The 14,427-nt window shown below is 56.6% G+C and carries 19 protein-coding genes; all 19 read right to left on the bottom strand.

Going from position 1 to position 14,427, the window contains the following annotated elements:
• Window position 1 precedes the first annotated feature (1 nt).
• The 19 genes from EL18_RS17330 to EL18_RS10215 all read right to left on the bottom strand — a co-directional run bounded on the left by EL18_RS17330 (window position 2) and on the right by EL18_RS10215 (window position 14,190).
• On the bottom strand, window positions 2-481 hold the full coding sequence (locus EL18_RS17330) for a hypothetical protein (RefSeq protein ID WP_051914001.1): 480 nt from the start codon (window positions 479-481) through the stop codon (window positions 2-4).
• A gap of 2 nt (window positions 482-483) precedes the next feature.
• Window positions 484-2,958 carry a phage tail protein gene (locus EL18_RS10125; protein ID WP_036482493.1) on the bottom strand — a complete coding sequence of 825 codons (2,475 nt, stop codon included), beginning with the start codon at window positions 2,956-2,958 and terminating at the stop codon, window positions 484-486.
• Entirely contained in the window at window positions 2,955-3,530 is a 576-nt protein-coding gene (locus EL18_RS17335) for a phage connector family protein (protein WP_051914003.1), read from the bottom strand. Before EL18_RS17335 ends, EL18_RS10125 begins: the two co-directional genes overlap by 4 nt.
• Window position 3,531: 1 nt before the next feature.
• A complete protein-coding gene (locus EL18_RS10135) occupies window positions 3,532-3,867 on the bottom strand; it encodes a putative Ig domain-containing protein (protein WP_036482495.1) in 336 nt (111 codons plus the stop codon).
• Complete coding sequence (locus EL18_RS10140) at window positions 3,867-4,151, bottom strand: hypothetical protein (protein ID WP_036482497.1); 285 nt, start codon at window positions 4,149-4,151, stop codon at window positions 3,867-3,869. The genes EL18_RS10135 and EL18_RS10140 overlap by 1 nt, the downstream gene beginning before the upstream one ends.
• A gap of 51 nt (window positions 4,152-4,202) precedes the next feature.
• A complete protein-coding gene (locus tag EL18_RS10145; protein WP_036482501.1) occupies window positions 4,203-5,213 on the bottom strand; it encodes a major capsid protein in 1,011 nt (336 codons plus the stop codon).
• Between the two features lie 34 nt (window positions 5,214-5,247).
• The gene (locus EL18_RS10150; protein WP_036482504.1) at window positions 5,248-6,123 is read right to left on the bottom strand and encodes a hypothetical protein; all 876 of its coding nucleotides are present in this window, start codon (window positions 6,121-6,123) and stop codon (window positions 5,248-5,250) included.
• A complete protein-coding gene (locus EL18_RS10155; protein ID WP_036482507.1) occupies window positions 6,123-6,446 on the bottom strand; it encodes a Bbp19 family protein in 324 nt (107 codons plus the stop codon). Before EL18_RS10155 ends, EL18_RS10150 begins: the two co-directional genes overlap by 1 nt.
• Complete coding sequence (locus EL18_RS10160) at window positions 6,443-8,146, bottom strand: portal protein (protein ID WP_036482510.1); 1,704 nt, start codon at window positions 8,144-8,146, stop codon at window positions 6,443-6,445. Before EL18_RS10160 ends, EL18_RS10155 begins: the two co-directional genes overlap by 4 nt.
• Window positions 8,146-8,349, bottom strand: a complete 204-nt coding sequence (locus tag EL18_RS10165; protein ID WP_036482513.1) for a hypothetical protein — start codon at window positions 8,347-8,349, stop codon at window positions 8,146-8,148. Before EL18_RS10165 ends, EL18_RS10160 begins: the two co-directional genes overlap by 1 nt.
• A gap of 2 nt (window positions 8,350-8,351) precedes the next feature.
• Window positions 8,352-8,621 (bottom strand): hypothetical protein, encoded by a 270-nt coding sequence (locus EL18_RS10170; protein ID WP_152552990.1) that lies wholly within the window; start codon window positions 8,619-8,621, stop codon window positions 8,352-8,354.
• A complete protein-coding gene (locus EL18_RS10175; RefSeq protein WP_036482519.1) occupies window positions 8,602-9,108 on the bottom strand; it encodes a hypothetical protein in 507 nt (168 codons plus the stop codon). Before EL18_RS10175 ends, EL18_RS10170 begins: the two co-directional genes overlap by 20 nt.
• Window positions 9,105-10,583 (bottom strand): terminase family protein, encoded by a 1,479-nt coding sequence (locus EL18_RS10180; RefSeq protein ID WP_152552991.1) that lies wholly within the window; start codon window positions 10,581-10,583, stop codon window positions 9,105-9,107. The genes EL18_RS10175 and EL18_RS10180 overlap by 4 nt, the downstream gene beginning before the upstream one ends.
• A 79-nt stretch (window positions 10,584-10,662) precedes the next feature.
• On the bottom strand, window positions 10,663-11,148 hold the full coding sequence (locus tag EL18_RS17340; RefSeq protein WP_341872061.1) for a terminase small subunit-like protein: 486 nt from the start codon (window positions 11,146-11,148) through the stop codon (window positions 10,663-10,665).
• 221 nt (window positions 11,149-11,369) lie between these two features.
• The gene (locus EL18_RS10190; protein ID WP_036482522.1) at window positions 11,370-11,645 is read right to left on the bottom strand and encodes a hypothetical protein; all 276 of its coding nucleotides are present in this window, start codon (window positions 11,643-11,645) and stop codon (window positions 11,370-11,372) included.
• Between the two features lie 217 nt (window positions 11,646-11,862).
• Window positions 11,863-12,057: a hypothetical protein gene (locus EL18_RS10200; RefSeq protein WP_036482527.1), complete on the bottom strand. Its 195-nt coding sequence runs from the start codon at window positions 12,055-12,057 to the stop codon at window positions 11,863-11,865.
• 677 nt (window positions 12,058-12,734) lie between these two features.
• Window positions 12,735-12,965 (bottom strand): hypothetical protein, encoded by a 231-nt coding sequence (locus EL18_RS18120; protein WP_036482530.1) that lies wholly within the window; start codon window positions 12,963-12,965, stop codon window positions 12,735-12,737.
• Window positions 12,962-13,510 carry a hypothetical protein gene (locus EL18_RS10210; protein ID WP_036482532.1) on the bottom strand — a complete coding sequence of 183 codons (549 nt, stop codon included), beginning with the start codon at window positions 13,508-13,510 and terminating at the stop codon, window positions 12,962-12,964. Before EL18_RS10210 ends, EL18_RS18120 begins: the two co-directional genes overlap by 4 nt.
• A 140-nt stretch (window positions 13,511-13,650) precedes the next feature.
• The gene (locus EL18_RS10215) at window positions 13,651-14,190 is read right to left on the bottom strand and encodes a hypothetical protein (RefSeq protein WP_036482541.1); all 540 of its coding nucleotides are present in this window, start codon (window positions 14,188-14,190) and stop codon (window positions 13,651-13,653) included.
• Between the last annotated feature and the right edge of the window lie 237 nt (window positions 14,191-14,427).

The raw sequence follows: 14,427 nt of genomic DNA on the forward strand, positions 1-14,427 counted from the left end.
CCTATCCCTGATAGGGGTTGCGGATCATGGTGCGCTGCTGGTTGAAGCTGCTCTGTTGCGTAAAGCCATTCACGACAGAACCAAGCGCACCGATAGCGCCACCAGCCATTGCATTACTTGCATTGGTGCGAGCCAAGCGGCTTTCGAAGGCATAGTTATCAGACCGAATTTGAGCGCCAAATTTGATTGCCTGTTCGTCCATCGAGGCTTCCGTTGCGCTCTCTTCGATCACGTCAGCCGCAGACCCGGCCAGGTCAATACCGGATGACAGATAGGCCGAGCGCATACCCGACAAGCGGCGATCATTTGCCCTTGCCTGCTGGTTTGCCTCAAGTGCGCCTTTCTGCTGCTCAAGGATGCTCTGTCGCTGCGCATATTGAGCCTGCGCCTTGTAGCTGGCAGACTGTGCCGCAGCACTCGCCATTGTGCCTACAGCCGACACAACGCCACTGATAATCCCGCCAACGGCCATCAAGCACATGGTTACGGCTCCGATTCATTTTGCAGCATCAGCGAACGGATAATCAGAGGAAGCGGCTTGTCGGTTTCCATGACGATTTGACCGTCACCTTCCGTCCAGCTTCCTTCAATGTCAGCCCGCTTGAAGCCGGTTTGCAGTTCGACCTTGTTGCCAAACAACTCGTCCCCCGTGGCAAGCAGCACGTCCGTCAGTGCAGGCGTCCACCTGTCACCGGCATAAGCGCCCATCTGGAGCGCTCCGCTTCCATACACATCGACATATGCCGAGAGATTCGTCTTGCGGCGTCCAAAGAGCGTGCCGTCCTGCTGAGGCCCGGATATCGGCACAGTGACCGCCCGCGACTTCATCGCCAGACCGACATGAACCTTGGAGGCTGCATAGGGCAGCGTGATCTGGCCCGATGCGACAGTCAGCCCCTCGACAACGTTCCCGTCTGCCAAGGCAACGACGCTCTCACCTTCCAAGTGCGAAAGGCCGGTAATCGTCATGGTTGCTGCCCCGCTATAGGACAGGCCGCAATCAACAAAGAAAGCATCCTCGACCGCATCAGACTGCGGATCGAATGCGTTCTCCATGACCTCAACATAGCGCTTGGTTGCACCATTAATGGTGCGCTTTATCACGAGATACACGTCATCATGTCCCGGTTCCGTACCGGGGATGACGGCGACGCTTTCGACAAAGCCACCGAAGTCATGACGCGAGAAACCGAGAACGCGCTGCTCTCGGTCATAGGTAATGGCAACGAGCAGCCCGTCGCCGGTCACGGCATAGATGATCGGATCAGGCTTTTCCGAAAAGGCCCAATCGACAATCCCGTCCTTGAAGTAGTGCTCACCAATCAGGGACAGTTCTGGCGCGACGTAACGATTCTGCTCACCAAGCACCAGCTCACGGATTTTCGTGCCGCCTGCACCGACATACAGCACCACACCGCCAATGGAGATAGGCTGGACATGCGAGGCACCGGAGTTTGGCCCCTTGCGCTGCGTGATGTTGGTTGCGGAAAACGACTGCGTGATATCCGAAGGCCCGACCGTGCGAACCTGCTTGGCAGAGCCGGTAATCAGATCCTCGTCATCAACGATCCAGAGGATTTCATTCATGTTGGAAGACAGAAGCGTGATGTTGATGCCGTCCGTTTCCCGAAGCGGATCACTCACACCATAGTCTTCAAAGTTGCCCTGCTTGGAGCCGTAGACTGTAACCGGCTTCTCAGACGTGCGCGCCCACATCAAACGTTCGTTGTAAAGCGTCACAGCGGCAGGCCAGCCCGTGCTGCTTGCAAATGCGCCAAGCGACCAATTGAGGCTTGGCGTCACATCTGGCAGGGCTTGATCGTGCAGTATCACCTTCACCGTGGTCGATGACACGAACGAGGTGATCTTCATCCAATTCCAGCGGCCATCGGCACCGAGGAAGCGGATGCTGCGCCCTACGTCTGATGCGCTGAAACCTGCACCGTTATTGATCCCCGCCGTGGAGGACGCGGTAAGGTTAAAGGGCGTCTGGTTCGCAGCCCGTTCATGCAGTGCTATTTCATACATCGCCAGCAGCGTGCCGCTCGACAGGCCGTTATTGCCCTTGAATTGGAAGCGGTATGCCTGATAAGCGGTTTCGTTCTGGAAGTTGAAATAACGGTATTCGCCGCCCGTCCAACCGGTTTCCCCGGAAACGCTATCGAGCGTGATCCAGTCCGTTCCGTTGTACCCCTGAAACACCCAGGACGTAGGCGCGGCACCTACCGAAGATTTCGGGCCAAGAATCCAATAGCCATCAACGACCTTTGACGAGCCGCCAAAGTTATACTGAACATCAACCGGCAAGCTGTTCCAGTTGACGACTTGACCGTCATCGCGATCAAACAACTGCCATAGCGCACCGGTAGTGGGTGCTGTGCCGCTGACAGTGCCAGACGGCGTGGTTGCGCCCGTCATCTTGGGGACGGCACCACCTGTCGCGGATGGCTCTAACGTGGTGGCAGTCGTGTTCCTGTCGAGATACGGACCATCCTCAAAGACTGCTGCCGATATGCTCCAATTCGTTTCAGCCGAGCGCAGAAGCTTTTGAGGCGTATAGTTCTTGTGCGCGAAATATGCCACATCATTGAACTGCGCATAGCTCAGGCGGAACAGGTCAGAACCCGCATAGGAATGGCTGATGCGGTAAGGCGAGCCACCGCTTTGCACAACGCCACGATTGGCGAGAAAACGCAGATAGCCCGAACCACTCAATTCCAGGACATAGCTTTGCGTCTCGGAGAAGGAAAATGGGAACAGGCGCGTGATCTGTGCGCTGCTATCCACTTCCGTTACGAAGCGGGAGCCGGAGCGACGGCGCAAGCCGCCATGCGTGAGGATCTGGAAATTGCGGCAATAGAAGAGCGACTGACGCCAGAAATCAACATCAGCACGGCTCCCAAGCAGGGGGGAGATTTCACCGCGATTGAAGGTTGATTGAATGAGATAGAAGCTCATCGAGCATTCACCCATTCATTGTCAGCCGCACGCGGCCATGTGCCTTGTACAGCGTCAGACTGCCAAGCCTCTTCCATCGTCTCGCGATAAAGCTGCTGTGCAACCTGCACATAAGAGTTTTTGCCGGTCATCCAGTGCGCCATTTTGCGCGCCAGACGAGCCGCAAGGGCAAGCGTGAAGGTGGCTGGATATGTCCCGTACTTGTCGCACCGATAGACGTAACGGATCAGAAGCGGGCCGGTCTGGTTGGTAAGAATGCGACCGCCTTCAATCTCGTGATCAACGGGAATGCCCTCGGTGGTGCCGTCTGCCGTTAGCGGCATGAGGCGCAGGCAGTCTGCTGGTAACGTATAGGCGTGATCCCAACCGAAGGCCGGTGCCTCTGCGTCCGCCGGAAGGGCAGAGCGCTTCATGGCAAAGTTCCAATCCGCATATTCGAGCAGAGCATCACGCTCCACGTCGAAATTGCGCTTGATCAGTCGAGCGGTCGGGCGATCCTCATCAATCGAGTTGATGGGCGCTTCCTTCAAGATATCGAGCGCAAGATTGGCAATATCGGTGGCTGAGGCCATTCTAGGACACCGTTAATGTAAAAGGGGCAAGGTCTGCCGTGTTGCCGACTGCATCCGTCACGCGGATTACGATATCTGCGAAGGTGCCGGTGACAGTCGGTGTGCCGGAAACTTCTCCGGTCGAGGCATTCAGGTTTATGCCCGTAGGCAGAGCGCCGGAAGCGATTGAATAGGAATGCTCGCCCTCGCCGCCCGAACTTGTCACGGTAAAGCCTGCATAGGGCATTCCCTGCGTGGCAGTCGTGACCGGCGTTCCGCTGATTTCCAGCGTCTCAGCCACACGGCGGCGACGGTTGCGGGCCACAAGCCAAGCAACCTGGGGCGGCGAATAGGTCATTACTCAGCGGCCTTGCTTGGCCCGACAATCGGACGCAGGGGCTTGGGCTTCTGACCGGCAAGCGGTGCGCCCTTCATGATCGTGTAGATCGTGCCACCGAGACGGCGTGCGACTTCCTCACCGCCAACCATCGTATCCTTGGCGACAGCATCGAGAAACGGCTTGGCCAGTTCCTCGCGGCGCTTCTGTAGCGCCATCTCTGTCGCGCGGGATTCCGCATTGATATCAACCAGCGTCGTGCCACGCTTTTTCTGTGGCGCTTCCGCTTTTGTGTTCTTGGTCATGCCTAACTCCGAAAAGAGGAACGGGCGACCGAAGCCGCCCGCCTAGAGAGGTCAGAGGTTGTGGCGAAGAAGTGCCAGACCGATCTGCTTGCGCTCAGGATAGACGCGATCCCAGTTGCCAGCCGTGGCCAGTTCCGCGAATGTCGGGAATTCATCAGTGACCGTGGTATCGGTCCACTTGATGCCGTAAGGATGCATGACGAACTGACGGCGAACCCACAGCTCATCAACGCCCATACCATTGCCCTGTGCAGGCTTGTGGTCGGTTTCAACCGGCGTAGCGACAGGAACCTCAGCCCAACCCAGAGCGCCATTCGCAACAAGATACGTCCAGTACATGCTGCGGTTGGTGCCAGCGACCACGGTCACGTTGTCATCAACGATGACGCGATAGCCCAGATAGGTCGGGAAACGAACCTTGCCCTCACTGTCCGGGATATAGTCGATCAGGTTTAGCTTCTGGAGGCGGGTGAAGGCCGCAGAGTGCATGATGAGGGAGTCAAGCTCATCAGCCGCATCGCCCATGGTCTGCTTGGTGTCGAGGATGGCCTCGGCAGAGATGATCTCCGCAGCCGTTGCAGAGCCAGCCGCATCGGTGCCGATGGTGTGAACCATGTCAGCCGAGTCGTTGGCAATGTTGTCCTCGAACACACCCTTGAGCGTGTTGGTCAGAATGCGCTGGAACTGACGGATCCAGTAAGCGGACACGCGTTCAGCAATGCGGCGCTGCGGATCATCACCGGCCAGTTCCGCCGTGAGCTTGGCCGAAGACCAGCCGTAAGTGCGAATCTGGCGAAGAGCAACGTCCTTGTCCGCCGTGATCTTGCCAGGAGTTGCCGTGGAGGCCGGATTGTCGTTGGCGACGTTGGACTCGGTGTTGTCCAGATCCTTCCAGAACGGCACATTGACGGTACGACCGCCACCACCAAGGAAGCTTGCAAGGCTACCGTCCTGGCGAAGAATGCCAGACTGGAAGATTGCAGACTTCTCCATGGTCTCCTTGACCATGTAGGGGTAAAATACCTCTGGGACGATAACGTCCGTGAGACGAGTTACAGCCATTGTTCATTCCTTTTCAAAATGGCTCGCCTCGGCTTTAAAGACCGTAATCTTCCGGCCTCTTGCCCGCTGCGCGGATCAATGCCTTGGCTTTTCCCGGATCACTGCGAAGGAGATGGCCCTGCTTGGTCAGGTTGAAGTTCGAACCGTCGCTAAAGGGATTGGAGAGCATGCCGGTCGCCGCATTGGCGAACACGTCCTCGGAGTAAAGTTCCTTGCCGACCTTCGCCATTGCTGAGGCGAACTTGGCATTGCGGAGCGCGCCGTCCTGCGAAAGCACACCGCTTTCGACAAGCGCGTCTTTCAAGCCAAGCTGGCTGATGGCACGCGTGGCAAATTCGAGGTTCTGCTTGTAGCCCTGCGATTCAGGATCACCCCACTGCTGGATGATTTCCCGATGCGCACCGGCTTCCTTCTGGACAGCCTGCTCCTTGACGGAACCGAACTGGCCAGCCTGATATTCCACGAACTTGTCATGCAGCTTTTGGGCTTGGTGAGGGGTAAGGCCCGCCTCGTGCGCCCAATTGCGGAACTCTACCGCGCTCGCCTCGTCATATGGAAAGTCTTCCGGGACCGTCTCGCTGTTGAGCTTAAGCTCGTAGCCTTCTGGCTTCTCCGGTCTTCCCAATTTCGAATAGAACGCGTTCCAATCCTCCGGCGTGGCGTCTTCACCTGGAACACGGAGGGATTTACTCGCGTGGGTTTCGAGATTGCGATAGCCCTCAGCGATCTTGTTCAGATCGATTGCGCCATCTTCACTTGCCCACTTCTTCGCTTCGATCAGAGCGCGGTTATCCTCGTTCAGAGGGCCAGCCACCTTGATCCCGATATCGCCGCTTGATCCTTCATCAGTGATAACGGTCGTGTCGTGAGCGGTTGTTTCCGTTGCCGGAAGCCCATTCTCGTCTGACATCAAATGATTCCTTCTTCCTCGTTTGCGAGGGCTTCTCGCCTCGCGGCTTCTTCCAGATCCTTCAGCCGCTCAGGCGGGAGGCTCAGGAAATGAAAAAGCCGCCCGAAGGCGGCTCTCAAACCTTGCTCATAGAGCAGTGTCTCGGCAGGCGTTCCCGGAGGCGCGACCTTGTAAAAGCCGCAGAACTCCGCGAGATCGGCCAACACCAGTTGCGTTGCCTCATCCTCGCGACCGAATACGTCCAGGTAAGCCTTGGAAAGCTTCTCGACCGCCTCATGACCGCGTGGCCGCGCGGCTTGTGTTGCCACCGAGCGCCACGTCATTGACGGCCCATTGCTGCCTGAATGGCAGGCGTTGCGTTCTTGGCCGTGTTGCTCATCTGCTCCATCGCAGTGAGTGCGGCCTGCTGCTCCATCTGCTGCGCACGGTCAGCGCGGATTTGCGCGACCTCTTCATCGGTGCGGAACATCTTGCGCGGTGCGCCGCGGATCTCTCGCACAAGCTCAAGCGTCTCGTCCGTATCTATGCGATCCAGAACACTCTGGTCGTACTGGCCTAGACCACTGGCAATGCCGATGACGCTTTCAACGCCCTGCAATTCCTGCATACGACGCAGGCGCGCAAGCGGGCCGGTAAAGCGAACGCCAATGGCCTTGTTTTGCAGTGATGCAGGAGGTTCCAGAGGCGAACCGGCCTCAAAGGCACCTTTGCGCTGGACGATATCAACTTCGCGGTCTACGGCCCTTGCAAGGCCCGCCTCGATCTTCGCACCGGCAGGGCCGAGCAGTTCGCCCTTTTCATTGGCCTTGATCAGCGCTTCCGTTGCCGTCTGCTGCGGGTTCTGAATGAGTACCTGGAACAGATTGACATACATGCTTTCGCGAATGCCTGCCCGCTTCACTTCAAGCAGGTTTTCAAGCAAGGAAGGGTTCTGGTTGGTGACGATTGGTGCGGCCTTCATGCGTCCGCTATCGTCCAGAAAGCCGCCATTGACCGCGCCGGGATTAAGGTTCAGGCGCTTGTTATACATGCCAGACATGGTTGCCAGAGGCGGCTTCACCATCATCTGGGATGCCTGCACAGCCGATTTCGACATGGCTTGCAGCATCTTGATATCGGATATGATCGCCATCGGTGCAGACTGACCGTAAGGCGAATTGTCCACTTGATCCCACCACATCACATGGTAGGGGAAGCTGAAAAAGCCAGAATGCGAGACAAGGTGCTTTGTGTCTACTTCCACCCAGAAGGATGCAAAGAGGCGGTCCTTTGTCTTGCTGCTGAACTCGCCTGCTTCCTCGCGTGGCAGCACAGCATGCATGAAGGTGAATTTCGTCTCGCTGTCCTTGATGTTCTCGGCAGCGTCCCGAACCTTCTGAGAAACCTTGTCGGACCCGAAATAAGCAACGGCAGAGCGTGCCGTGAACTCGCAGACACGAATGCAGCGGTCCACATCGTCAAACGCGTCAATGCCGAGATAGCACTCGATTACCGGGACATGGCGATAGAAGAACGGCACCTTGACCGGATCAATGCCTTTCCGGCCAACATTCTCTTCCTGATACAGAATGCCCGTACCAAGAATGACACTGGAGCGAATAGCCTTCTGATTGGCTAGCGCGAAGTTGGATCGTGTGTCATAGCGTGCAGCGAAGTGGTAATCGCGCAGCTTATCGAGCCATTCCTCTTCAACGTCATTCGGCTCAGCCCCGAACGGATCATCCAGATTGAAGCCGTGCCATTTCTGCGCTCTCGGAGCAATCAGGCTTTCCATGCCTGCGGTCAGGCGCTCACCAGCCCATACTGCCGTTGCGTCGTATATCTCACGAGAGCGACGGGCGGCCTGCGGTGCATTCTGCTGCAACCCTGACAGGGACGCGGACGTGCTACCCCCGCTAAAGTCATAGCGATGCGAGGCAAAGGGCAGGCACAGTTCGACGCAATCACGCCATGCCGATTCCCAATGCGTGCGCTCTGCGGCCAGTTCAGACTGCAACCGCATCAGGTCATCGACAATACCCATTAAAGGCCACCAAGCTGCGTGCGGCGGACATTCTGGCCATAACTCGGATCACCGAGCGGCGAAGTGATGATGGTAGCAGAGCGGCCCTTGGCTGCTTCATTGGCAGCAACCTCGTTTGCCCTGCGGCGCTTTGCTTCCTCGCTGGAGGCAGAAGGCACCGGAGGAGCTTTCGGTACATCAGGGGTTTTGAAGTTGAAGCACATGGTTACACTCCCATTGCTAGAGCGATTGCGGAGGCAGCGCCAAAGGCGAAGCCGCCATACAGAAAAAAGGCAATGAAAGCAGGCTTCACTGCACGCCCGGAAAGGGCGAAGGTCGAAAGGGTTGAACCGATGTAGCCGCAAGCCACTGTGGCAATCGAGAAGGCCACAGCCATAGGCGCACCATAAACCAGCCCTGCCGTGAAGATGCCTGCGCTGTAGAGCGCACCGCATACGACCACACTAACGAGAGCGCTAATGCGTTCCAGTTCCATCTTGCCAATCCTTCGCTAACCACGCCCACAGTTCGAAAGTCTCGCCGTGAACGCCGTAATTCTCCATCACCGCTTCTCGCTTGGCTCTCAGGCCAGCAAGCCAACGGTGCGCAATGTCATGATCTTGCAGGGAGCGGACCTCGACACGGGTCACGCCTTCACCAATCAGCCTTGACGGCCATTCCTTCACGCAGAAGCGCGATATTGCAGGCACACAGCGCTTGAACCTGTCTGTCCCCCAAGCCCATGCCGAGCGGATATGCGGTTGAAGCGCAGAACCGTACCCAACGCCAAAGGCTGCTTGCGGCTGACCATTAAGCCAGACCGTCCAGCAAAAGCCTTGTGAACCGTACCAGGACAGCATGGCCGCTTCCGTCATGCTCGAAAGCACGGCAGAAGCTTCAATCTCTCGCTTGTCTTGCTCTCGGATATTCGCAGCCACGAAACAGATATCACGTGGCGTTGCAGGGCGGATTTCAGGTTTCACCAGTTGTCCAGCAAATTGTCATCAGGCTCGACATGATCCCATCCGCCAGGAGGTGCTTTCGTGACTGCCTTATGCGCCGCATATTCGCGACGATGCCAAAGCTGCACAGCAACGTCAGCCTCGTCGGTAGACCCGCCAATGCGCTTCTTGATGTCTTCCTTGCTCTCGATCAGGATATCGCTACCGCGCAATTCCCATCGCGGCGTTGTCAATTCGGCCTTGAGTCGCGTGGATGGCGGGAGCATGATCTTTTCATTGGCACCGCCTTCCGGGTCCAATGCCTCCCTGAACTGCCACCACATTTCAGCACGGCGATTCTTGAAGCCAAAGCGGCCATCTCTTGTGCGAGCGCCAGAGGCTTCCGAATAAACGATGCCCGCACAGTCTATATTGTGATGGTTGATGAGGTAGCTGCGCGGGCCGGAACCCCAACCACCCGTCAGATCCACTGAAACGTCTGCATCATCGCGACGCAAGCGCAGCATCTTTGCTGCAATGTCTATCGGGTCTTTTACGTCCACGCCCTTATGACGCTCGAACTCGGAAAACCAGTTCCCCTCATGCATGCTGCCAATGACAAGGTTATCCTTCCCCCCCATCGCGATATCAGCAGACAACGCGAGCATTCTGCGACGCACATCAGGAGCATTGCGCCAGCGCTCTTGTGCGGCTTCCACCCAGGCAGACGGGATAACCTGCCATTCGTGGTCCTCACGTCCTGCAAGAAAGTCGCCGTATAGAAGCTGCGAACGAAGCGGCTCAGGAAGCCCCTGCAAGACCGCGCGATAATTCGTATCTTTCAGATAAGGGTTATCATCCAGACGCGCCGGAATGAATGTGCGCGACATGGCGGTGTACTCTTCACCACCGCGTTCGTACTTGCCCGGACCTTCCACCCACTCCGTTACGCCAGACACAACAATCGCCCACCGTAGCTCACCAGGAGCTGCAGGGTCTGGATGCAGCGGATCAAGCCAAGGCGCGAATTCCTCGATCATCCATTCGCCATCACCACCACGAGGCGGGTTGGAACCGAGGATGACACGACACCGCTGACCTTGCCTTGTGGAGCGAAGCCAGCCGATCAGTGAAAAGACCTGCTCCCTTAGAAATTCGCCTGCCTCATCGAACGCCATGAAGTCGCGAGCATTACCAGCGTGCTTGCGCCAATCATCCGGCTGGTTCAAACCGGCAAACTTGAGCCTGCCTCCATCGTGGCGCTTGAAGACGTTCTCGCTACCACCAACAAACTTGCCGTGGTGCGGCTCGCCTACCTGCTTGCAGAACTCTATCAGACCATCAAGCTGCGTGGCTTCCCGGCGCAGAACCAAGCCTGAATGGTGGTCACGGAACCATGCGCCAATCTCTAGCGCTGACTTACCACCACCAGCCGCACCACCATAAAGCAGAATGTCCGCCTCACTATTGAGCGCTTCTGTCTGCGGGCCGGGATTTGGGACGAATGGCTTGCTCAACTCTTGAGCGGCAAGCTTCTCCAGTTCTTTCCTATCGTCATCAGAGAGGCGTTGAATCAGTGCCTCAATCTGAGTGAGGTCAATCGCCTCCACTCTTCAAGCCCTTTGCCATGAGAGCAGCGACGGCCTTGGCTAGATCGCGGTCGGAGATGTCTTTCGTCTCGATTGCGCCGCCATCCTTGCCGGTCATCTCGATACGCTGCTTCGGAGCCTGTAGGCGCGCCGCCTTGTCGATTGCATTGACTGCCGCATTACAGCGCTGAGGGTCGAAGCCATCTTCATTGATGACCCGATCACCGAGCGCGATCATTCGAGCCGCGTAGGATTCCAGTCGCTCTTCGCGTGCCTGTGCCAGTTTGTCCCGAAATTCTGCGTTTTCCTGCCGCCAACGATAGATTGTCGTGCTGGCAGGCATATCCTCATCTTCGCATACAGACTGCACCGAACGCCCGCCAATGACGCGGTTGCAAAACTCGTCTGCAACCTCTTGGCTAAAGATTGTCGGCCTACCTGCTGGCATTTGGCAACCCACTCCATTCTCTGCCACGCTCGTATACCGTGACATTAAAAAGCATTAGCCTGCGCCATTCTTTCGACTTGTCCGAATAGAGACGCGTTCTTGTCCAATCCACAACGGCGAACCGGAAATGAGGCTTGAACACTCCGTAGATACGCCAGCACCATAGATTTGGGCCTGACGCGCTGCTCACAGTGATGCGATGCGTCTGCATCTTTGCGATAGCATTCCTCACCTTGCAGGCGAGCGACGGGTTCATTGTCTCTTGCCTATGGTTTGAAGCCTGGGTCTGTTTCGGGAAGCGCGTAGTGCATATTCATATCCAAGTGCAGCTCGCCAGAGGCCAAGGCTGATTGAAGCGCCCTAAATGCCTGCGCTCTGGCGTAGCGCTTCCCTACCGTCGAGACGATCAACGTTGCCGGGTCTATTGATCCGCCATTGACCTGGACAATCGCGAGCATGTCGCTCTTAGCGTCTGCGAAGTCCACACCGACTTCCATCTTCGTGAAATCGGGGTGCGTGTAACGCCAGTCAGCCATCATCATTTCCCGTAATGCATTTGCATTGTCACTGAGCGGCTACGCCCTTGTGCGGGACTGAAAGGAGACGGCGTGCAGCGGCCGCCATCTTTGGGTCGTGCTGCTCAATCTCTCGAACAGCTTGTGCCTTTGCTTCTCGGAACTGTTGGTAGCGTTCCTTTATGCTGAGGCCGCCCCCCTGAGACTTCACCGAATAAGGCTTCGCGGTCATGTATGCACCTTGTCATTGAGCGGCTTGGAGCGCGAGAAGCGCAGCCATCAGAACAATCACCGCAAACGCAAACCCGCAGGGCACGAGAAATGGCCTCATGTGGTCGGAGCGCTCAATATTGTCACGCTCGCGCTTGGCAGTGCTTAGGATGCGAACAAGCTTTGGGCTGATCGGCCCCATCTCTTCACTTACCTTGTCGAAATCCATGTATGCACCTTGTTGGCAGCGTTCGTGTCAGGACGGAAGGTCGGTCGGCTATAGGGGCCGATGCATCCAGGTTCGCCGCGTTGCTAGCGCGCGGCTTACTCCCAAGCCTTCATCTCGATGACAGTAGCTTTTGCCGTCCTGATTAGGTAGCCCGCTCTCGCCTGCTTCTTCGCTACGAGGCTTCTGTGATGTTCAGACGGAGGGGCTGTCTGTGAATTGGAAAGGACGGGTCTTTCCCCGTAGTCACCAACCCGTTTTAATCTCCGTGCGACCCTTAAGGTCGTCACCGGTAGGCTTCGGACGGGAACGTGGACGGCATCGCCGCTTCGGTACAAACCCGCTCTGCTTGCGAGGGCGGGACGCTACTCCCGCCTTGCGGATCGAAGGCTAACGCAGGCCCCGCAGATGCACATTCACGAGAAGGGGCTATGCCCGAAACTCCCCGCCTGCTTATGCCCTTAACTTTACCCTCAAGCCTTCAATCCGGCTTCTAATGCGCTGTGCGTTTTCTTGCGCAGCCTCGCAACTGTTTGCGGTGCAGCCTTCAAGCGAAGACCTCCTAGGCAAAGCCCAATGTGACACCGCAACTCACACTGCCGTTGGCAGAAACTCTCTAGCCTAAGCGCAAATCACCTAGACTGCATTAATTGCGCTTATACCTGTTCTGGTATAACATGTCAAGAGGTGGAGGTAATCTTGCTCCTCCTTAAAAGACGCTCTTCAACACCACGACAATCGACAAGAAGGCAGTCCTCGAATACGTCGCTTGCGTCAGGGTGCGCTTTAATAACAACCCCCTCCAGCCTGCAATTGACGTAACACTCTCCTTCGTCGGATACATACAGCGTCCCGCCCTGAATATTCAGGCCGTAGGCACGTATAGTCTTTGGAGTGTATGGGTCAATCATGCCGCTCTCCTTCTTTCCCACAACCGCGCAACTGCGTTTAATGCCAGCCGCAAATCACCGATAAGACTAGGCACTTCCTTGTTATCCAGAACGACAGTTTGAACAGCCATCATGCCGAATGGACCGCTCTTGAGGATTTCATGCCGAATGGCCTTCCAATTCTCGATTGCCCGCAAATCACGCTCCTCACGCTCTGGAGCAAATGGGTCTGCTCCATCCACTCCACCGCGTGGGCTGTCATCTGTAACCGAGCGTCCTTGCTTTATCGCCATAGCGCCTTTGTACGCCTGATAGCACTGCTGGATTTGCTCCGCCGTGTTCAGGTGCTGTTGAGTGAACTTGCCAGCGTCCGGCCATTCTGAGCGATGGTTGCGGCTTGCATAGTGCCATGCATGGATAACCGAGCCGTATTCCTGGAGCCGTGCCTTGTCCCATGGAAGCTTTGGATCGGTCTTCCAGTATCCCGGCACCTTCACCTTGCCGTCATCATCCAATTCAGGCTCAACCCATATCTGCCTGCGCTTCCATGTGGCTGCTTCCATCATGAGCTTATATTCGGTGTCATGCTCTTTCGCCCGTGAGGGCTGGCCCGATGGAGTGCGTACACATTCCTTGCGTGGACGCCCTGCCCTTCGCTTTGCCGCTCGCGTTCTTGCCTTGGTCATTGCCCTCGTATCCCCGCCGCTTAGGAAAATTTCACGCATCCCGAATCTGACGCGAGTTCAAACGCCCTTCTCCACTCGGCGTATTTTTCGCGGAAATACGCATCAGGGTGCGCGTCTGCCATGGTCTGGTATTCTTTGAAATCAGACGCCAACTTCTGCGATACAGATGCGCCGATCACGCCTTCGCAGTCCGAGAAGTTGATTAGCTCGGAGAAAGGGCCATTTGCTCCATTCCAGCACTCGATGCAATGACTAGCCCGCCGTTCTCCGTATTGCTCATACTCACCCAACGGCCACCCTGCGATCTTTGCCAGATCATCCCGCCAATTGTTATACCCACCATATGATCCCGCGCGGAAACCGACGCTGTCGCGGAAAGAATAGACGCCCTTATTTTCAATCTCGTCCGCGCGACCAGGGAAGGAATTATTCACGTAAAGTTGGATATAACAGTCGCAATCCAAAGGCTCCCTAGTCTCCGAGTCAATTGGCTCGCCGTCCTCGTTAAACACACAATCAATCTTCTCGATTGCGCTGTAAGCTAAAATATCCAATCCCATCTTCTCGTATCCCCGCCGCTTGGATCTGGTTAGCTGCCGTGTAGAAACGCCACGTAAGGCATGGAGGGGCTTACCCCGTCCGATAGCTTCATGATGCCTAGTTCGCGCCCTACGGCTGATTTAAGAGGCTCTGGAACGGGCTTGTGTGGTCGTAGGTCGATCACATTGGCTACCGCCCGCGCTGCCTTGTCCCGCTCCCGCTCAATCTTCGCCTGAATCCGTCGCTGCCTCAGCGCG

Source organism: Nitratireductor basaltis (genome assembly GCF_000733725.1).
Classification (GTDB): Bacteria; Pseudomonadota; Alphaproteobacteria; order Rhizobiales; family Rhizobiaceae; genus Chelativorans; species Chelativorans basaltis.